The sequence below is a fragment of the Draconibacterium orientale genome (assembly GCF_900111425.1).
GTDB lineage: Bacteria > Bacteroidota > Bacteroidia > Bacteroidales > Prolixibacteraceae > Draconibacterium > Draconibacterium orientale.
In genome coordinates this window covers 67,826-86,844 of record NZ_FOHT01000018.1, presented here as the reverse complement: position 1 = coordinate 86,844, position 19,019 = coordinate 67,826, and the positions used below count along the sequence as shown (strand labels likewise).

The 19,019-nt window shown below is 41.8% G+C and carries 19 protein-coding genes; 3 read left to right on the top strand and 16 right to left on the bottom strand.

The genetic code is table 11. From position 1 onward, the window contains the following. Positions 1-506: 506 nt before the first annotated feature. From BMW53_RS11275 to BMW53_RS11220, 13 genes are all read right to left on the bottom strand, one after another. Positions 507-2,297 carry a cation:proton antiporter gene (locus BMW53_RS11275; protein ID WP_051567826.1) on the bottom strand — a complete coding sequence of 597 codons (1,791 nt, stop codon included), beginning with the start codon at positions 2,295-2,297 and terminating at the stop codon, positions 507-509. A gap of 268 nt (positions 2,298-2,565) precedes the next feature. Then, positions 2,566-3,105, bottom strand: coding sequence for a type II toxin-antitoxin system RelB family anti-toxin (locus tag BMW53_RS11270; protein WP_038558516.1), 540 nt, complete (start codon positions 3,103-3,105; stop codon positions 2,566-2,568). Between the two features lie 122 nt (positions 3,106-3,227). Further along, entirely contained in the window at positions 3,228-4,649 is a 1,422-nt protein-coding gene (locus BMW53_RS11265) for a serine hydrolase (RefSeq protein ID WP_081804830.1), read from the bottom strand. A gap of 320 nt (positions 4,650-4,969) precedes the next feature. Next, complete coding sequence (locus tag BMW53_RS11260; protein ID WP_074780658.1) at positions 4,970-6,547, bottom strand: PAS domain-containing hybrid sensor histidine kinase/response regulator; 1,578 nt, start codon at positions 6,545-6,547, stop codon at positions 4,970-4,972. Further along, entirely contained in the window at positions 6,453-7,103 is a 651-nt protein-coding gene (locus tag BMW53_RS11255; protein WP_038558518.1) for a LytS/YhcK type 5TM receptor domain-containing protein, read from the bottom strand. The genes BMW53_RS11260 and BMW53_RS11255 overlap by 95 nt, the downstream gene beginning before the upstream one ends. 72 nt (positions 7,104-7,175) lie before the next feature. Next, on the bottom strand, positions 7,176-7,349 hold the full coding sequence (locus BMW53_RS20950) for a hypothetical protein (protein ID WP_157470798.1): 174 nt from the start codon (positions 7,347-7,349) through the stop codon (positions 7,176-7,178). 52 nt (positions 7,350-7,401) lie between these two features. Continuing rightward, a complete protein-coding gene (locus tag BMW53_RS11250; RefSeq protein WP_038558520.1) occupies positions 7,402-7,845 on the bottom strand; it encodes a GNAT family N-acetyltransferase in 444 nt (147 codons plus the stop codon). Positions 7,846-7,854: 9 nt separating this feature from the next. Further along, positions 7,855-8,937: a DNA alkylation repair protein gene (locus tag BMW53_RS11245; protein WP_038558522.1), complete on the bottom strand. Its 1,083-nt coding sequence runs from the start codon at positions 8,935-8,937 to the stop codon at positions 7,855-7,857. A gap of 11 nt (positions 8,938-8,948) precedes the next feature. Next, a complete protein-coding gene (locus tag BMW53_RS11240; protein WP_038558524.1) occupies positions 8,949-10,286 on the bottom strand; it encodes a 1-acyl-sn-glycerol-3-phosphate acyltransferase in 1,338 nt (445 codons plus the stop codon). 13 nt (positions 10,287-10,299) lie between these two features. After that, positions 10,300-11,247: a bile acid:sodium symporter family protein gene (locus BMW53_RS11235; RefSeq protein ID WP_038558526.1), complete on the bottom strand. Its 948-nt coding sequence runs from the start codon at positions 11,245-11,247 to the stop codon at positions 10,300-10,302. 109 nt (positions 11,248-11,356) lie between these two features. Continuing rightward, entirely contained in the window at positions 11,357-12,511 is a 1,155-nt protein-coding gene (locus BMW53_RS11230; RefSeq protein ID WP_038558528.1) for an alkaline phosphatase, read from the bottom strand. An 89-nt stretch (positions 12,512-12,600) separates the two neighbouring features. Then, on the bottom strand, positions 12,601-13,263 hold the full coding sequence (locus BMW53_RS11225; protein ID WP_038558530.1) for an AlbA family DNA-binding domain-containing protein: 663 nt from the start codon (positions 13,261-13,263) through the stop codon (positions 12,601-12,603). 38 nt (positions 13,264-13,301) lie between these two features. Next, entirely contained in the window at positions 13,302-13,748 is a 447-nt protein-coding gene (locus BMW53_RS11220; protein WP_038558532.1) for a GNAT family N-acetyltransferase, read from the bottom strand. 281 nt (positions 13,749-14,029) lie between these two features. On the opposite strand from BMW53_RS11220, the gene yjjX reads away from it, so the two are divergent. After that, positions 14,030-14,548: an inosine/xanthosine triphosphatase gene (yjjX, locus tag BMW53_RS11210; RefSeq protein WP_038558536.1), complete on the top strand. Its 519-nt coding sequence runs from the start codon at positions 14,030-14,032 to the stop codon at positions 14,546-14,548. On the opposite strand, the gene BMW53_RS11205 is transcribed toward yjjX, so the two are convergent. Continuing rightward, entirely contained in the window at positions 14,545-14,865 is a 321-nt protein-coding gene (locus BMW53_RS11205) for a NifB/NifX family molybdenum-iron cluster-binding protein (protein ID WP_038558538.1), read from the bottom strand. The two genes, yjjX and BMW53_RS11205, sit on opposite strands and share 4 nt — an antisense overlap. 48 nt (positions 14,866-14,913) lie before the next feature. Next, a complete protein-coding gene (locus tag BMW53_RS11200; RefSeq protein ID WP_038564636.1) occupies positions 14,914-15,267 on the bottom strand; it encodes a carboxymuconolactone decarboxylase family protein in 354 nt (117 codons plus the stop codon). A 201-nt stretch (positions 15,268-15,468) separates the two neighbouring features. Between BMW53_RS11200 and BMW53_RS11195 the strand changes: the two genes are divergently transcribed. Both BMW53_RS11195 and BMW53_RS11190 read left to right on the top strand, forming a co-directional pair. Then, positions 15,469-15,933, top strand: coding sequence for an SPOR domain-containing protein (locus BMW53_RS11195; RefSeq protein WP_038558540.1), 465 nt, complete (start codon positions 15,469-15,471; stop codon positions 15,931-15,933). Further along, complete coding sequence (locus tag BMW53_RS11190; RefSeq protein ID WP_038558542.1) at positions 15,926-17,824, top strand: amidophosphoribosyltransferase; 1,899 nt, start codon at positions 15,926-15,928, stop codon at positions 17,822-17,824. Before BMW53_RS11195 ends, BMW53_RS11190 begins: the two co-directional genes overlap by 8 nt. A 78-nt stretch (positions 17,825-17,902) precedes the next feature. Here the strand turns inward: BMW53_RS11190 and glsB are convergent, their stop codons facing one another. Beyond that, positions 17,903-18,862, bottom strand: a complete 960-nt coding sequence (glsB, locus tag BMW53_RS11185; RefSeq protein ID WP_174416371.1) for a glycine N(alpha)-acyltransferase GlsB — start codon at positions 18,860-18,862, stop codon at positions 17,903-17,905. Positions 18,863-19,019 lie beyond the last annotated feature (157 nt).

Below are 19,019 nucleotides of genomic sequence, written 5' to 3'. Positions count from 1 at the left end.
TACTGTGTTTTACTGCCCCCCCCCTAATCCCCCGACTACGGTGTACACACAATTATTCTAGGGATCCTGTTTTACAATCGACCTTTAATATGCGGCGCAAGATAGGGTTGTATTTCAAAAACCGGTAGCAGTTGCGCCTTTGTCATTTTTCTCTTCTGTCCCCGGGGCTGCGCTCCCTGCGGGTGCTTCCCCCGGGCTATTGATTACGCACCCTTGGTGCTTAAAGCCCCGAAGCGGGCGACAGGCAATAGCCCGGTGCGAGTGGCTGAGTTTACGAAGACACAAAGCGCCGGGTAAAAGATCGATAAAAAATCGTTCGGCGTCTAAAATTGATTAGAATTGGTCAGCTTGTTCCGAACGAAAAATCGTTGCAGAATCATTTGAAAAATGGGAATATTTAGGTTGTGTGTACACCGTGGTAATCCCCCGAAGGGGGACTATTCCTCTCCGCCAGCTGGCGGAAGGTTAGGTGCGATGCAAATATTATTGGAATTGATATCTAAAGTTTATTTCTCAACCGTCAAAACCAAAATTTTATCACCAGCCTGCAACGAGCACTCAGAAGAGAACAGTCTGATCTTTCCTTTTTTATCCTCAATCAGAATGGGCAACGTTTCTTGCAGATTAATTTTGTTATCGGCTATCCATTGTTTGCACGACATTTCCTTTTCAACGAGAAGGCTACTTTCCCCGGCTTCATCGAGCTGCATTTTGTGCATCCACTCATCGAGGCCAACCGGCGCAGCAAACAACAGATTTCTGTTTTCAGGTTCTGTATCATTAAGCTCCCCTGACGGTGATTGGCTTATAGCAATTTGTGGCACAAGGAACTTTTCTTTTGCCATTTTACCAGCCAGGTAGTTTACCCGGTTATTGGTTGTCATTCCAACAACTGTTGACACGTTATCAGCATGAATATCTTCCCAGGTGGTTTCATTTAAGGCATTTCCAAACAGGCTGTTAAATCCGGCCTTTTCGGCCCTGGCAACCTGTTCCGGGTTGTTATCAATAAGCGTAACCGGCTCCTGGTCTTTGAAATATTTGGCCAGAATAAGGCTCAGCGGATTCACCCCCAGGAAAACAATTCCGTTTCGTTCTTCCATGTACACCAATTCGCCCCGTTTGCGTAGCCATTTGGTGGTCCAGCTTAAAAGCACAGGTACGGTAAGTGTGGTAAAAATGGCCATAAACACCAATATGGAGAAAATAGTTTTGTCGATAATGCCCATTCCAAGGCCGATTTCTGCAATAATAATTTCAACAGCTCCGCGGCCATTCATCCCCGTTCCAATGGTAAGCCCTTCGCGCCAGCCATTTCGCGAGGGGAGGTAAAACAAAGCAGTACCCACAATTTTACCCACAATTGCCAGTGATGTAATCAGTATCAGCAATCCCAGGTCGGTTTGAAATACGGTAACATCAACAAAAAATCCGGCTGTAACAAAGAATATCGGGGCCATAAATCCGATCGAGACATCGTAAAATGCTTTGTTCAGTTCTTTCGAAATCTTTTTGGGGAACAGGTTGTCTTTAATAAATAAACCGGCCATAAATGCTCCTAAAATGCTGTGCATTCCGGCTAGCTCTGCCAGCTCGCAATAACCAAAAGTAACGATCAGGATTATGGTGAAATAGGCAGTGCTACTTTTCATGCCCGAACGCGAAATATACTTTCCGAGGCGGGGCAAAAGGAAAACGCCAATGGAAATGGTAAGCCCAAAAAATACCAGGATTTTCCCGCCAATCAGGAGCAGTTCGCTAATGTTTAGCACATTGGTTTCGGCAAAGTTGGTGATGCCCGAAAAGATAACCAGTGCCAGCGTATCGGAGATGAGTGCGCCGGCCATTAACACATAAGCAATACGGGTGTTCAGCAGTTTCAGGTCGATAAGAATTCGGCTTTTGGTGGCCAGCGATGTTACACCAATGGCAATGGCAACAAATAGCCCGGCAATGGGCGTTCCGCCCGTCCAGACGATCGCAAAATAGCCCAAAACAAAGGGGACAAAAAATCCACCTATGGCGGCCAGCAATCCCGCCCAGGAAGCTTTCTTCAGGTCGCGAAAATCGATTTCCATCCCGATGTAAACCATCAACAGGATAATACCAATTTCGGCCAGCACTTTAACGGCCTCGGAATATTCGAGCCATCCCAACACGGCAGGTCCCAGCACAATACCTATCAGCAATTCGCCGAGAATGGCGGGGTAACCAATTTTTCGTATCGCTACACCTCCAAGATATGCCGCAAGTAATACCGCAGAAATATTAAGAATGTTAATGTGAAATTCTTCCATCGTGCTGTTTTTAAGTTATACCAATTGTTTTTCAGTGTGAGCCTTAAGCAAAACGGTGAAATGACATTGGTTAATGCCGATTGAAGAGGTGAATTATCATAGATAAGGCTCATTCTGATCTCACATCTGTATTATCTCCCTGCTACAATATATGAAATTTAGTCCAAATAGAATACCTGCTAGTATTAAATGAATTGTTAATGTGTTAGCAGCTGTATTACTGCATTAAGAAAGGGGAGGAGCGGGTTGGAAAATAATGATCCGGCTATTAATCCGGGTTTTCGTTTTTTCCAAATGGCGAAGGAATATAGGGTTCGCCATTCAGTACTTTTACGGTATTTGTAATTGAAAGCAAGGTGTTTATCAGAAGCACCCCCAGGAGCGGAGTAGTAACATTTGCTTTCCAGTAAACCCACAGGCAACCTATAAGAACGCCACAAATCATAAGTTGAAAGCTGATAACCGAACGGTAGTGGCGTGACATCGCTTTTGTTTTGTGCTTTTTTGCCCGCCACATCAGCACCGTTGGAAACACTATCGGAATAATGCCACTCAAATGTAAAAATCCTAACCAGGTGTTGTTGTTGTGTTCCCTTTCCTCACTTTCCCCGGCTTCATTGGCTGTGAACAAACAAAAATCGACTTCCAGTGCTTTTGCAATCATCTGCAGGGTATAAGCCCGCGGATCAACCTGCCCGTTTTCAATACGCTGAATCGTTCGGGTGCTCACTTCCGTTTTTTCGGCCAGCTCTTCCTGGGTCATGCCCTTTTTAATTCGCAGTTCTTTAATGAGTTTTCCGGTTTCCATAATGGTTTTTTTATTACTTCAAATGTCTCACTCCTTCCGATAACTTACAACAGCACATGCACGACATTTACACGACATATTAATTTTTCCAGGCCTTTCTTAGCCTATATCAACTGATTTTTCTATTCAATTTTCGATGCCTTCCTTCCCTGTACATTAAAGCCGCTTATTAAATCTCCGTCGTTGGTGAAATTGATATACTCGCCATCGTTTTTGTCAAAGAAGGTATATTCCGATTCGGGTAGTATAAAAACTGGTTCGTCGAGGAAGTCTGCTGAAAGTTCCAGCCCGTTATTTTTTACTGTAATCTGAACCATCCCCAAGCCCTCTAATGTGTAGTTTCCTGCAAATTGTTGAAGTTGTTCTTCCGACTGTTCTTTTATTTCCCGAATCATTGGATCAACTCCCGGTAAATCATATTCCCTGGCTATACTCAGTAATATCTCCTGTATAATACTCCCATTATCCGAGTTAACCATAACAACAACTGCATGTGGAGTTTCTTTCCAGGCCACCAATTGTGCACGGAAACCTTCATCAGCCCCTCCATGTCCGAAGGTATGTTCGCTAATGCCCGGGCCAAGTCCGTGATTATTTTTTCCCGGTGTAAGCATTTCATTAACCGTTTCTGTTTTCAGCAATCCGTCTTCCTGCTTTTGATAAATGTGCTGAATTTCTTTTGCCCACAATATTAGTTGCGATGGAGTTGTCCAAAGTCCTGCAGCCGCCATTTCGGGGTAAATAGGCCATTTCCCTTCAACTTCATCGCCGTTACCCCGGTAACCTGTTGCTGCTATGTAATGATACTTTTCCGGCAGCGGATTTTCAAAAGTACTTGATTTCAGGCCCAGCGGATCGAGAACATTTTCCTGCATTATTTCAGGGAAAGGCTTTTGCCCGATATCCGTAATCATTAGTTGCATAATGGTATATCCGCCTCCCGAGTACATCCAGCTATCTCCGGGTTCTTTGTATACCCGTACCGAATCGGTGTTACCTTTCCCGTCAAGCACATCGGCAACAGTTGGTATTGTGTCCCCTTGGTCGTATCCAGGAAATCCCCAAACGGTCAAGCCGGCGGTGTGATTCAGAATTCTTCGTGTAGTAACTTTTTCTTTTTCAGTAAATTCATTCTCGGGCAGTTTCCAGCTGGTGAGGTAATTATTAATATTCGAATCCAGACTGATTTCCCCGGTTTCGGCCAGTTGATGTGCCCTGAGTGCTGCAACCGGTTTGCTTATAGAACCCGCCAGAAACATGGTTTCGGCAGTTACTTCGCGGTTTTCGGAACGATCGGCCATTCCGTATCCTTTAGCCCATTCAATTTCGCCATTCACCAGCATTGCAATACTTGCCCCGGGAATATTAAGCTCTTTCAGGCGTTCTTCAATATTGTAATGGGGCACGCTGTCTCCTTCTATCTGCAAATTGGGTTGAAGTCCGTTTTCGATTCTAAGAATCTTTTCTTCCAATAATTGCTTTTCCTTTTGCTGAGAGCAACTAGTCAGAAGTAGTAAACCGAGGAAAAGATAAGGTATACGCATCGTTTTTGTTTTAATTATTTTGATTTAGAACGGTCACTTGCAAGTTGTCGTTGCGGATTTCGAAGAGCGTCAGCGTCCGCCAGGACGAAGACGGCCAGGAAAGGAGCAGTGACTACATGCCGAACTATTCCCGAAATGAACTTTGCTAATTGTTAGTTTGAATTAATTTTCACTGATCGGGCAAAATTAACCTGTGCAGGTTTTCAATCGTTCAATTTTTGTTTCTATTTTATCTTGTGCACCAGCTGTTTTAGGTATGTCTAATGCTTCAATGCTAAAACATATCGTTAACATTATTTCTAAATGTTGTGAAACATGCATTAAATCAGTATGTTCACATATTTACCCAGCAGCCTTATCAATTTATTTGTTTCGATGGGTTTTGAGATATAATCGTTACTTCCTATTGCTAAAAACTTATTCCTGTCGGTGGGCATTGCATAAGCTGTTTGCGCAATAATAGGAACGTTTTGATTAAAAGTTCTGATTTGCCGGATGGCTTCTTCGCCATTCATAACAGGCATTTTAATGTCCATCAGCACCAGTGATATTTCATTGTCATTCCGAACCATTTCAACCGCTTCTGCTCCATTTTTAGCATATGCAATCCTGAATCCCTTTTGCTTCAACAGATTTTTAAGGAACTGATAACTCATTTCATCATCCTCGGCAACTAAAATCTTGTGGTTGTCTTTCACGCTTTTTTCTATAGTTTCAGGTATAATTGTTTCGGGTTTCTCCGGCTTTGCTTCAGTTTTTGGCAGGTTAAAAAAGAAAGTACTTCCTTTCCCTACTTCCGATTCCTCCCATAAATCGCCACCAAGCAACTGTGCATAAGCTTTGGCAATCGACAAGCCTAAGCCCGCTCCTTCGTGTGCCCTGCTTAATGATAAATCAGCCTGCACAAAGCGGTCGAAAATGGCATGAAGTCGATTTTCCGGGATGCCTACACCCGTATCTTTTACAAAAAATACAATGTCATTCTCTTTGTCGTAGCTTCCAATTTCTATGCTTCCGTTGTTGGTAAATTTTATAGCATTACTTACCAGGTTTATAAAAATACCTGAAAGCAGGTTTTTATCCGTATGTAACATGGTATTTGTGTCCATGTATTTGCTGGTGCATGTAATTTTATTACTTTTTTGTGCAGCGAGAGGTGTACTTGTGCTTACTATATTTTCCAATATATCTGAAATAATAATACCTGATTTATGCGCTTTTATTTGTTGGGTTTCTATTTGAGAAATATCAATTAAATCGTTAACAGTAGTGAGTAGTCGTTCGCCACTTTTGTTTATTATATCATAGAAATGTATCCGCGTTTCTTCATCAACCGGCGAATCTTTTAACAGGCTCATAAAGCCAATAATGGCATTCATTGGGGTGCGAATTTCATGACTAATGTTTTGCAGGAACACACTTTTTAAGCGGTTACTTTCCTCGGCTTTTTCCTTCGCTTCTTTCAGTTTGGTAATTATCGCATTTTTTTCGGTAACATTTTCGCCCAAAACGGATATGCCTTTCATTTTTCCCTTTTTGTCTTTTACCAGCATGATGTGCGACATTACATGAAGCAATTTATTGTCTTTGGTTCGAATTTTTCCCTCGTGGTAATACACATCTCTATTGGTTTTTAATAATTCAGTGACAAGGTTTTCCGCTTTTTGTTTGTCATCATCAGGCACAAAAATTTCTTGGGCACTTTTTCCAATCAGCTCTTCTTCCGTATAGCCTGTATTTTTAATCAGGTAGTTGTTACAGGATATAAAATTGCCGTTTAAATCGAGGTTGAAAAAGAACATATTAATGTTTTGCATTATGCGCACAAACCGTTGTTCCGGTTCGATAAACCTGTCTTTTGCTTTTTCGTTTTCCCAGTTTATCAGTTGCCTGTTCATTAATATTCCTATAAACCAGGGTGATAAGCGGATATATTAACATTACCGGGAAGACTAATCGTTGCAGAAAATTAACGAATTCTTCTTTGGGCAATATAATCAGCCATAAAAGCATAACAGCATGTGTTAAAATGCCCAAAATATATAGCGATAAAATGCCATTGGGCTTGCCTCTTTTTTGCTGAAAATGGCGCCACCCAATGCCCAGTAAACCCGACGACGCAATTAATAGAAGGCCAAGAACCACAAGGTCGCCGCCAATTATAATCCGGTAAATAGCCATAAGAAGCATGGCAACAATAGTAGGTATAGCCCCAAGGTATAAACCCGAAATGGATAATAAAACAGTACGTAAATCTAAACTATGTCCCGGCTGATACATCCAGCGGTTATACATAAAAAACATACCAATAACCCCCACAACAACCCCAATTAATACCTTCGGTAAAATACGCTCTGATCGGATGTTTTCAATCCACCGTTTACCATAGAAAAAAGTAAAAACCAAAAGAAAGGCTACATTTTGAATCAATTCTACAACAAATGATTTTTCCATAGTTTTTTGTTTACAATGGTCTAAATATACGAATTTGGCTTTGTATTGAGAAGTTCCCCAACGAATCAGTATTTATTTACCGGCCAGTTCGCGAAGGGTTTGCCGCAGAATGGTTACTTCCAGCTCGAGCTCCCGTACCCGGTTGTGCAGATTTTCATTTTCTTTTAGCAATTCGGTATCGGTGCAGTCGGGTTCCGAAGTGGAGGCGTAAATATGGTTTTTTAATAAAAACCATTGCGTGGCCACTTTGGTATTATATTAGAAATAAAGCGGTAAATATCACCGCTTTTAGTGGCTGCTACAAATCTTCAATATCGCAATTATACCACGTTTTGTCTACTGTAAATCCGCTTTTTTCGTAGAGTTTGATTGCCGACTCATTCCAATTCAGTACTTGCAGACGGAAGCGTTTGCACTTTTCGGCTTTGGCTACTTCAAACATTTTATCCATTAAGCGGGTGCCCAATCCGTTGCCGCGGTAGGCTTCTTTTACGTACAGGTCGTCGAGGTACAAGGTTTTTCCTACCCAGGTATAGTACGAGAAATAGTAAAGTGCCATTCCTATAATTTCTTTTTCTTCGGTTTCGGCCACATAACAATTAAAGTAGTCTTTCTGCTTGTACATTAGTTCCAGCGAATTACTCACCTTGTCAAGGCTTTCTTCATATTCTGCCAGTTCCGTAATCAGCCCGAATATTGCCGGGAAATCTTTATCTGTCGCTTTTCTAATATTAATATCCATGTATAAAATTTAATTAAGTTGAAGTTTGGCCGAAGCTTTTATAGCTCCGTTTATAACAATTTCGAAAGTATGCTGGCCGGGGTAGTGTTTGCGTGTGCTCATATTTTTGAAGGTGTGTTTTTTGCTGATGGTGTGTACGCCCGGTTTCATTTCTACTTCTTTAATCTGAAAAACTTTGGGCGATGTTTTGCCGCTGGCTTTTACAAAATGAACAATGTATTCGATGCGCACTTTTTGTTTTTGTTTGGTATCGATGGCGAGTTTGAAATGAAACGAAATATCGTCGCCAATTGCCGGTGCAGTGTTCGAAAGTTGAAAATCCTCTACTTTCATCAGTTCCGGATTGGCAAACCCAAACAGCAACATTGCTCTTTTATTTCCTTGTTTAAGCAGGGTGCGGCAAGCGTGTTTTATAATCCAGTCGGTATTTTCGGATTTTCCCTGCCAGCGCTCGCAAATATCGAGCACCAGTTCCGGGTGATCTTTTGATATGTCGTTAAGGTTATTGGCCACACTTTTTTGAACAAATTCTTCAGGATCGTCTTTCAGCTTTTCCAGAATTGGCAAAATCAGCGACGGATCTTTTTTCAAAGCCGGCACACCTGATGCCCATGGCAGGCGGGGGCGACATCCTTCGCTGGCAAAGCGCCTTACCCGAAAATCGTCGCTCCCGGCCCAGGCGAGCATGTATTTCATGGCACCTTCCAGGTCTTTATTTAAAAACGGCCTGATTCCAAATTCCGAACTTCCGCACTTGGTGAGTTCGCCCAGTGCGGGCAAAGCAATGTACCAGTGCTCTTGGCCGTAAACTTCAACATAATCGGGTAAAACAATGGCTTCGAAACCGGAAACTTTCGGAACGATAGCGATCAGTATTTGAACTGCTTTCCCAAAGTTGTGTGGCAGAAACTGGTGCAGGCATAAGGTAGTATGCCGCATTTTTTCTTTTAACTCGCGCTCGGGCCAGTCTTTATCGCATACTGCGGCAACAAATTCCTCCGACTGAAACGGCGGATACACATCTTTTAAAACGGTTCCGAAAAGTTGAACTTTCTCCAAAGGAAACAAAGTGTCTTTAAGTTTGTCGGCCATGGTAGTAGTTTTTAGCTAAGTTTATTCAGTTCATCAAAAAGTTGTTCCTGCTGTGTTTTTAACGTTTGCCACACCTGTTTTCTGAATGTTTTCAGGATGAAAAGTCGTGCTCTTCCAATTGTTTTTAGCAACAGAATGTACCAGCGAAAAGCCAGTTTTCCAACAAATGGGAGCGATATAAAAAACAATAGTTTATGCCACCACAAAGGGAGCCAGCCGGATATTGCCCAGGTCTCGATTAAATAAACAATAGGGAAGAGCGTAAAGCCCAGTACCAGAGCGAATGAACTCCAGAAGGCAAAGTCTTTTATTTTTTTCCGAACAATGGAGTCGATGGCAAAAAACGGAATGGCGTTAAACAGAAATCCAAAAGCAAAAACCGGCAAGGTAATTAGCAAAAGCAGTTTGTTGAGGCCTAATTTCCAGAAGTTGTTTTCATGACTTTCAACCAGCCACGAGCGCAGGCCATATTTTCGTACATTGGTGTCGAAATGTTTGGCGGCGCTGCAAATCTTTTCTGTTTTTTCGTTGTTGCTGGTGTCCAGTTCATCCAGGATTTTTACCAGTTGCTGGTCGGTTTTGAAACGATTAAGAAATCCATTTCGCTCACCTGATTTTTTTGCAAACGCTTTTCCGTAAATCGCCCGTATTAGCTCGAAACATTCGTAATGCTCTTTACTTTTAATGTTTATTGTAAGTGGCTCAATGGCTTTTTCAAGTGCATCGCGCAAGGCCAGTGTTGCGGCGCTGGGGTTTTCGTTATAGGCTTCCAGAAAATCATTGACCAAAATTGGCTCACCAAAATTAACCAACACGCTGCGGTTAAATTTCCAGTAACTGCTGTAATAAATTCCGGTTGGCACAATGTGGATGTCGAGGTTATTGTCGGCTTTTTCTTCGGCCTGAAAAACAATACGCGGAACAGCTTTTTTGTGCGATAACATTTGTCGTTTTGCCGAGTGGGCCGCTTCGGGAAAAAGGGCCAGGGCACAATTATTCTCCAGTACTTTTATCGAGTCGGCAAAGGTTTTGTCGTTCTTCGCAAGCTGATCTTTTCCGTCGCGCATGCGGTAAACGGGCATGATTTTCAGAAAACGTAAGGCCAGCGTTATAATGCCCGGTTTAAAAATATCGGCACGTGCCAGCCACACCGGCTGATAACGGGTGTGCAAAAGTATAGCCATCGGGTCGCTCAAAGCATTCTGATGGTTAGGTGCAAAAAGTATCGGTTTGTTTTTTGGGATGTAAGCCTGGCCGTTTAAAATAATTTTATCATGAATAATCCAGTCGACAAAACGGATGTACTGCTTTAACAGCCAGTATCCCAATGACCACTTTTCGTATTTCATTTTAAAATTGAGTTTATCTGGTTAGCTTAAACCGCGCCATAAACGAAGATACGGCAAATCCGCTTAAAATATGCCAAACACCCCACCAGGCTGCAATAATAGTCATTCCGCCAAGCTCCAGCTCGGGAGGGAATATTTTGGGATTAAACATGAGCACGAGTGCCAGGCCGGAGTTTTGGATGCCGGTTTCTATTGTAATGGTTCGTTTGTCAATACGTGGTAATCGGAAAATGCTGCTAATGCTGAAACCGGCCAAAAGTGCCAGTCCGTTATGAATAAGAACAATAAGAAACACCAGGTGAATAAACTTCATAAAATGTTCGAAATTGGCACTTAGCAATGCAACTACAAAACCGATAAAAATAACAATTGAAATTTTGCGAATGGGTTTTTTGATTTTATGCGTTATCACCGGGAAATATTGTGCGATCAGCAATCCGGCAACAACCGGAATACCCAACAATATTACCACCGTTTGCACCATCTGGAAGAAATCGATTTTTATGGGTACGAGGTAATCACCGGCACCTTTGGTGTTGTAAAAGTTTATGAACATATCGCCCCAAAGCGCAAAATTTATGGGAGTCATAAAAGTGGCTGCAAGTGTTGCAATGGCCGTTAAACTTACCGATAAGGCCAGATTGCCTTTTGCAAGGGCGCTCATAAAATTCGAGATATTACCACCCGGACATGAGGCAATTAACAACATACCGAGTGCTACGGTTGGCGTTGGATTTAGCAATATAACAAACAAAAAAGTTACCGCCGGAAGAAGCACAAATTGTGAAACAACACCAACAATAACCGATTTGGGGCGCATTATGAGTTGTTTGAAATGCTCGATCTTAATGTCGAGGGCAACACCAAACATTATAAATGCAATGGTGATATTAAGGGCTAATAAACCTGATGGCGAAAAATTGAGCCTGACATTGTCAAGAACTTCCAGTGCTTCTTTCATGTAATTAGTTTTGAGGCGCCAAAATAGTAAACAATGCTGATATATCATAAAAAAAACCGGCATTGAACGCTAATGATCAATGCCGGTTTTGGTAATTATAAGGTTTTTCCTATTTGCTGAGAAGCAACTTTTTCATCTTGTCGTGAACGTCGGTATTTTCCATAATACCCATAAATTCCTCAGCTCCCGGTCCGTATGCAAAAACCGGAACCATAACCGCCGAGTGGCTGGTTGTTGGGTAATCGGCTTTTACCATTCCGGTGCTCATGTCGCCACCTGTTAAAGCCATTCCTCCGGTTTCGTGATCGGCAGTAACCACTACAAGGGTCTCACCATCTTTGGCTGCAAACTCAAGGGCTTTGCCAATTGTACGGTCAAAGTCGAGCATATCTTCAACAATGTAAACCGTGCTGCTGGCATGGCCACCCCAATCAATTTGCGAGCCTTCAATCATCAGGAAGAATCCTTTTTTGCTATTGTCAAGAATGTTAAGTGCTGTAGATGTTGCAATCGGTAGCATATCGCCACGTTCTGCCACTCTTCCGTTGTGAACTCCGGCAGTTAAACCGGCCAGTTTTCCACTTTTTACTTTGGCTATCTTATTGATGTCGGTTTCATAAGTGTAACCTTTATCTTCAAGCTCTTTAACCAGATTACGTCCATCTTTGCGTTTGGTAAAATGATCGTTTCCACCGCCGATAAACACATCAATGTCGGTGTTCAGGAAATCTGTAGCAATGTTTTCGTACATATTTCGGCTGGGCTGATGCGCTATAAACGATGCAGGAGTGGCGTGTGTAATTGCCGCAGTGGCAATCAGTCCAGTCGCCAATCCTTTATCAGCGGCTTCTTCAAGTATTGATTTTACTTTAACGGTATCGGCATCAACGCCAATTGCGCCGTTGTATGTCTTTACACCACAGGCCAGGGCTGTTCCGCCGGCTGCCGAATCGGTAATATAATTATCGGCCGACTGGGTTTTTGAAAAACCAATGTGGCGGAAGTTTTCGAGAAATAAATGTCCCTGGTTTGCTGTAATTCCGGAAAAAACCTGGCTTACTCCCATACCGTCGCCAATAAGGAAAATAACGTTTTTGGGTTTCTTTGCTTTAAACTTTTGTGGATAAATTTTTACCTCGTAAGGGGTGTTGCCCGGGTAAATTTTGTCTGTATTTTCTGATTTTGCATTAAGGTATGCATCTTGCCCAAATGTCCCGATAGTGAGGGCACAAAAGGCAAATAATAAAAATAATTTTTGTAACATGTTTTTTTTATTTAATTGCTGTAAAAGTACTGTATTTCAATTATAGAACCTTAAATTAACAATAATAAACTGTGAATAGTTTTGTAGAGTCAGCTGAATTTTTCAATTTCTTCTTTATCGAACTCGGTGTTTAGCGTAAAATAAGTTCCGTCTTGCGTAGTATGCATTTTTATGATGTCGATAATTACAAAGTTGCTTAGTATTTCTTCCGCTTTGTTACGCGATAAACGTGCTTTTCGCATAAATTTTGAAAAGGTGATGGATTCATTTTTTCGCAAATAGTCGATCAGAAAACGCTCGTCGTCGGAGTAGCTAAAGTAAACGCCTTTTGGGCTTTTCTCCTTTCTCCACACTTCCAGCTGTATTTTGTGGGCCAGAATATTTTCGTCCTTTTGCCTGATATAGGCCAGCCATTTTCCGTTTTCATCTTTTGCAAAATGTGGTTTTTTATCGCTGGCTTCAATCCCGATCTCTAAAACGGTTTTCCCCTCAATGTGCCATTGATGGGTGGTGAAATTAATCTGAGGCTTGCTGTATATTTTAGCTGCCGCTTCAATCATGTAAAACTCTTCGTCGCTGCTAATGCCGGCAATTTTGCCATTGTCTTTTACGCCAATAAGCAAACGCCCTCCATCGGTATTGGCAAAGGCCACCAGCGATTTGGCAATTTTTTTCGAGTCGTTAATACAAAACTTAAAATCCTGCTGCTGATGCTCTCCTTCTGCAATAAGTTTATAAATATAACTGCTCATGTGTTACTTGTTTTTTTGGGCTTAATAAATACCGGTCACTACTTCATCCACTCAAACGTTACATAGTGGTCCTGGTTCATTCCCAGGTTTTCGTAGGTGTTTTGTGCTGCCACATTTGTTTTGTCGGCATAAAGGCGAATTCCGTTAAGGTTGTCGGCTTTCAGTACCCTATCTTTTATGTGAGCATACATTTTTCGGTAAACACCTTTGCGTCTGAATTCGGGGCTAACATAAACCGACTGTATCCACAAAATTGTTCCGTTGCGCCAGTCGCTCCACTCAAAAGTGGTTAATAGCGAACTTACCACCTGCCCGTTAATTTCAGCTACGTAATAGTGGCCTTTTTTGCTGTCGTTTAAAACAGCTTCAACACCTTTCTCAACGGTTGGTGCGTGCAATTCAATACCTTCTGTTTCGTGCGCCATTGCCAACTGAAATGTTACCAGTGTTTTGTGATCCTGTAAAGTTGCCTGTCGTATTATCATATTTTTAGTTTGAAACCAGCGAAATTAATAATTCCACAGAAATCGTTAATTTTCGCCAAAAGTTATACCAATTGTACTTTATTTTGCCGCATGGCAAAAAGAAAGTTTACAATAGCCTGTCCCGAAATCTTTTCGGGAGTTAATGCCGATAATACAACAAAGGAGGAGACTGAACGAAGTGAAAGTATGCGACATTTTGTTGTTAAATCGGTATTAATTTATGTGAGTTGCTGAATGTATTTAGGATTTTTGAATAGTTAGAAATCGAAAAAATAAAACAGATGAAGATAGTAGTAGCCTCAAAAAATCCGGTAAAAATTAATGCCGCCGTTGAGGGATTTTGTACCTATTTTGAAGACGTTGAAGTGTTGGGTGTTTCGGTTGAATCGGGTGTTTCGGACCAGCCAAAAGGCGATGAGGAAACACTTAAAGGTGCGTTAAATCGTGTGGAAAATGCGAGAAATGAATTTGGTGATGCCGATTATTGGGTGGGTATTGAAGGTGGACTTTCGGTGAATGGTTTGGATATTGAAGCTTTTGCCTGGATCGTTATCACATCGAAAGAAAAAACCGGGAAGGCGCGAACAACAAGTTTTCAGCTGCCTGTAAAGGTGGCCGAATTAATTGCCGAAGGTTATGAACTGGGGCACGCCAACGATATTTTGTTTAAACAACAAAACTCGAAACAAAAAAGCGGTGCTGTGGGCTTGTTAACGGGGAATAAAGTTAACCGGACCGCCCTTTATAAACAGGCGGTTCAGCTGGCATTGGTGCCATTTTTAAACCCCGGTTTATATTAGCTTTCTATCCGATCCATAATTTCGTCAACACGAATGCGCTCTTCGTGTAAAAGTACTAACTGTAGTTTTTCTTTTTCTAAACGTTCGCTAACCATTGGCCCAACTTCGCCGGTTACAATGGTGGTTACCCCCTGTTCTTTTAAAAAATCAACTAATTTAATACCACTGTGCGATTCGTTTAAAAATTTATTTTCCTCAATGGAATACTGGTTTTTCTCCACATCAAACAATACAATGTATTCACACTTTCCGAAACGGAGATCAAGAAATGACTTTTCTGTTTTGCCCGAGGATGTAATCGCAAATATTTTACTCATAGTATAATCGTTTTAGATTTTAATAATAACAATTATATCCCAAATTGTTTAATCTTTTTTTAATTTGTTTAGTTCTTCCCAGTATTCAACGGCTCGTCGGGTGTGCGGAATACAAATGGTTCCGCCAACCACGTTAGCAACACTAAACACTTCAAAAACTTCATCGGTGGTAACATTTAGCTCGTGGCATTTCTCGAGGTGGTATTTTACGCAGTCGTCGCAGCGCAGCACCAACGATGTGGCCAGTCCCAGCATTTCTTTTACATTGGCACCCAAAGCGCCTTCTTTGTAAGTTAGCGTATCGAGACTAAAAATGCGCTTCATTACTTTATTGTCCGAAGCCAGAATTTTCTCATTCATTTTTGCCCGGTAGCTGCCAAATTCTTCCACTAAATTTTCCATATCTTCATTGCCATTATGTTGCGGTAAAGTTAGGCTAAGTTTTAAAATCATGAAAAAGCCGGCGAAAAAATATCAACAGTTAAAAGTTGTATTTCGCCCCGCTCATATTACTTCTACTTTAAGGCAATGTTATGTGGATAAAAACCGTTCGTGTTTTAGATGTTTTTAAATTATATTTGCGCACTCAATAAAAAAGGAATAATGAGGACTTTTTTGCTGGTTTTAGTTGGTCTGTTGGCCACAAATTTCTTGTTCGCCCAGGTTAATCTTTCTGAAGAAATAGTTGCAGATACATGCAATATTGCTCTACTTGAGCGGCTGAATGTGAACAGAGATGCACGGCTCGACAAAATGCTAAAATGGCATGTTGAAAAGAACCAAAAAAGAGAGGGGATGGATGGATACAGGGTTGAAATCTTTTTTAGTTCGAGTTTGGACGCTAAAGAACAAGCCCTTAACCTAAAAACTGAATTTCTGACAAACTACCCGGATTTTCCTGTTCATATAAAATTTATTGCCCCAAACTTTCGGGTTCGGGTAGGCGATTTTAGAACGAAAAACGAGGCGCTGAAGTTGTATAAGCAAATTCAAAAAGATTATCCTGCAGCTTTTATTGTTCCTGATGTAATCGAATTTCCATTGTTGAAACAAAATCAGTATGAGTGACCAGATTAAACACGAGTGTGGCATTGCTTTAATTCGTTTGTTAAAACCGCTTTCTTACTACCATAAAAAGTATGGCACCTGGAAGTACGGACTGAACAAGTTGTACCTTTTAATGGAGAAACAGCACAATCGCGGACAGGATGGCGCCGGAATTTGCTGTGTAAAATCCGACCTCGATCCGGGGAATCCGTACATAAGCCGGTTTCGCTCGGTTGAGCAAAATCCAATAAAAGATGTTTTTGATAAGGTGAACAAACCTTTGAAAAAAGCCAAGCGCAACAACTTCGATATTAACGACCCGGAATGGGCCGAAAACAATTTCCCGTTTGCCGGAACACTTTACCTGGGGCACTTGCGCTATGGTACCTTTGGGAAAAACAGCATTGATTTTACGCATCCGGTAATGCGCCAGAACAACTGGAAATCGCGTAACCTGGTATTGGCTGGCAACTTTAACCTTACCAATACCGACGAGCTTTTTAATGTGCTGCTTAATCTGGGGCAGCATCCAAAAGCTTACACCGACACCGTAACGGCACTCGAAAAAGTAGGGCATTTTCTTGATGAGGAAAACCAGCTGCTTTTCAGAAGATACAAAAACGAAGGCTACGATAACAACGAGATTTCGCCGTTGATTGAGCAAAACCTCGATATTCAGAATATTCTGGAACGTGCATCGAAAGACTGGGATGGCGGTTATGCTATGGCTGGTTTAATCGGGCATGGCGATGCTTTTGTGGTTCGTGATCCGTGGGGAATTCGCCCGGCACATTACTATGCCGACGATGAAATTGTAGTGGTAGCTTCCGAGCGCCCTGTAATTCAAACAGTAATGAACCTTGGAGAAGACGATGTTCAGGAAATTGGTCCGGGTGAGGGACTGATCATTAAAAAGAACGGAAAAGTTTCGCGAGAAATGATTCGTGTGCCGCACAAACGGAAGTCGTGTTCGTTCGAGCGTATTTATTTTTCGCGCGGTAGCGATAAGACAATTTATCAGGAACGAAAGCAGTTGGGGCGTTTGCTCACTCCAATTGTTTTGGAGGTTGTTGATTACGATTATGAAAATACCGTATTCTCGTACATTCCTAACACCGCAGAAACCGCTTTTTATGGTTTGGTTGATGGCGTTCGCAGTCAGTTGGTAGATTGGAAAATCGGCCAGATACAGAAGAAGAACGGTTCGTTATCCGATAAGGATATTAAGCGAATTTTGTCGTTTGAGCCGCGGGTAGAAAAAATTGCCATTAAAGATGTGAAGCTGCGAACTTTTATCGCCGACGATGCCAGTCGCGACGATTTGGTAGCGCACGTTTACGATGTTACTTATGGTGTAATTCAGAAAGATAAAGATACACTGGTAATTATCGACGACTCGATTGTGCGCGGTACAACCCTGAAAAATAGTATTTTGAAAATACTCGACCGGTTGAAGCCGAAAAAGATCATTGTTGTTTCGTCGGCACCGCAAATTCGTTACCCCGATTGTTATGGAATCGATATGGCGCGTTTGGATAAATTTATTGCTTTTAATGCCGCTATCGAGTTGCTGAAAGATCATGGTAAGGAATCGCTGATTCAGCAGGTTTATAAAAAATGTAAAGAGCAGGAAAATTTACCAAAAGAAGAAATGGTAAACTATGTGCGCGAAATTTATAAACCATTTACGGCCGAGCAGGTATCGGCTAAAATTGCCGAGTTGCTGAAACCGGAAGACTGTAATGCAGAGGTTGAAATTGTTTATCAGTCGATCGAAAACCTGCACAAAGCTTGTCCGAACGATTTGGGCGACTGGTATTTTACCGGGAATTACCCAACTCCGGGAGGAAACCGGGTGGTGAACGGTTCGTTTATCAATTACATTGAAGGAAAAGACGCCAGAGCATATTAATTCTGGATTTGCAGATAAAAAAAATGGCCCGGTGCTTTAAAAAGTACCGGGCCATTTTTGTTTTTGGTAAACAGTATTTTATTCAACCGTTGGCCATTCATCGTCTTCCTTACCTTTTATGTAGGTTTCAATGTGGCGGTCAACTTTTACCTCGTAAATATCTTTAATCGTTAAAATAATTCCGGTTTCAAGTACGTTCCCAAACACCTCGTTTTTAATGGTTCCAAAAGTTTTCATCGATGGTGAAAGGTTCATGTAGGCATTAACCAGCGGAGGGATATTTTCGCCAAAAGCGCGTACGTTTTGTACCAGAATTTTGTAGTCGTCCTTGTATTCCGGGCCAACAAAAAGTTTTTTCATGGCATCCATATCGATGTTGAACTCAACAGGATTTAACGGATACACCAGATTTTCTTTGTCGCGGAAATATTTCTTAAAGAAATACTGAATCAGGTTGCGGGCTTCGTTATGAAAATGCTGGTACATTGTAATTTTCCCAAAGAAATATTTTACTTCCGGATGGTCAACAGTAAGTGCGCCAAGTCCGTCCCAAAGGTTGTCGAGTGCAAAAAGCGCTTTGGCTCCGGCTTTGCTCGACTGGTAGGCCGGTTGCACAAATGAACGTCCGAGTTCAAGTGTGTATGGCAGGTAGTTCTCTTCAAATTCTTTAGAAAAGTGAAAAACCCGCGAAGTGGCCAGTTTAATATTTCCTTCTTCGTCGCGTGGCGCATCGGCGCACAACACATAGCGGTAGCCGCCCAGGATTTCTTTTGCGTCCGGATCCCAAACAATCAATTGTTTGTAAGGGTTTTTTGCTGTGTCGTAAGCGTCGATATCGGTTTCTTTACCGGTACCACCACCTGCATCTCTGAACGTGATTTCGCGCAAACGGCCCAGCTCGTGCATAATTGCAGGCGAGTCGTGTGCTGTTACAATATATATATCGTTACCACCTTTGTTGGTTTTGCGAAGCAGTTTTTCAGGCGTTAGCTCAGCGTAAATTTCTTCTCTTGCGATAGGTGCTATTATGTCCTTCATTTGAATCTTTTTATCTGTCTGTGTCCCCGAACTCCCAAAACATAGTGTGAAAATATGTGTCTCAGTGACATTACGCTATTTCCTCTTACTTGTTTCGAGTTCCCTTTCTTTTTGAAAATTGGAATACAAAATTAAAAAAATCATGTGAATGCGGTTC

Excerpts from the sequence above, each read along its gene's own strand:
- BMW53_RS11190 (WP_038558542.1), top strand. The coding sequence starts at position 15,926 with ATGAGTGACCAGATTAAACACGAGTGTGGCATTGCTTTAATTCGTTTG.
- BMW53_RS11270 (WP_038558516.1), bottom strand. The coding sequence starts at position 3,105 with ATGGAAACCGGAAAACTCATTAAAGAACTGCGAATTAAAAAGGGCATG.
- glsB (WP_174416371.1), bottom strand. The coding sequence starts at position 18,862 with ATGAAGGACATAATAGCACCTATCGCAAGAGAAGAAATTTACGCTGAG.
- BMW53_RS11275 (WP_051567826.1), bottom strand. The coding sequence starts at position 2,297 with ATGGAAGAATTTCACATTAACATTCTTAATATTTCTGCGGTATTACTT.
- BMW53_RS11195 (WP_038558540.1), top strand. The coding sequence starts at position 15,469 with ATGAGGACTTTTTTGCTGGTTTTAGTTGGTCTGTTGGCCACAAATTTC.
- BMW53_RS11240 (WP_038558524.1), bottom strand. The coding sequence starts at position 10,286 with ATGAAATACGAAAAGTGGTCATTGGGATACTGGCTGTTAAAGCAGTAC.
- BMW53_RS11250 (WP_038558520.1), bottom strand. The coding sequence starts at position 7,845 with ATGGATATTAATATTAGAAAAGCGACAGATAAAGATTTCCCGGCAATA.
- BMW53_RS11225 (WP_038558530.1), bottom strand. The coding sequence starts at position 13,263 with ATGAGCAGTTATATTTATAAACTTATTGCAGAAGGAGAGCATCAGCAG.
- BMW53_RS11260 (WP_074780658.1), bottom strand. The coding sequence starts at position 6,547 with ATGAACAGGCAACTGATAAACTGGGAAAACGAAAAAGCAAAAGACAGG.
- BMW53_RS11200 (WP_038564636.1), bottom strand. The coding sequence starts at position 15,267 with ATGGAAAATTTAGTGGAAGAATTTGGCAGCTACCGGGCAAAAATGAAT.
- yjjX (WP_038558536.1), top strand. The coding sequence starts at position 14,030 with ATGAAGATAGTAGTAGCCTCAAAAAATCCGGTAAAAATTAATGCCGCC.
- BMW53_RS11245 (WP_038558522.1), bottom strand. The coding sequence starts at position 8,937 with ATGGCCGACAAACTTAAAGACACTTTGTTTCCTTTGGAGAAAGTTCAA.
- BMW53_RS11255 (WP_038558518.1), bottom strand. The coding sequence starts at position 7,103 with ATGGAAAAATCATTTGTTGTAGAATTGATTCAAAATGTAGCCTTTCTT.
- BMW53_RS11265 (WP_081804830.1), bottom strand. The coding sequence starts at position 4,649 with ATGCGTATACCTTATCTTTTCCTCGGTTTACTACTTCTGACTAGTTGC.
- BMW53_RS11235 (WP_038558526.1), bottom strand. The coding sequence starts at position 11,247 with ATGAAAGAAGCACTGGAAGTTCTTGACAATGTCAGGCTCAATTTTTCG.
- BMW53_RS11205 (WP_038558538.1), bottom strand. The coding sequence starts at position 14,865 with ATGAGTAAAATATTTGCGATTACATCCTCGGGCAAAACAGAAAAGTCA.
- BMW53_RS11220 (WP_038558532.1), bottom strand. The coding sequence starts at position 13,748 with ATGATAATACGACAGGCAACTTTACAGGATCACAAAACACTGGTAACA.
- BMW53_RS11230 (WP_038558528.1), bottom strand. The coding sequence starts at position 12,511 with ATGTTACAAAAATTATTTTTATTATTTGCCTTTTGTGCCCTCACTATC.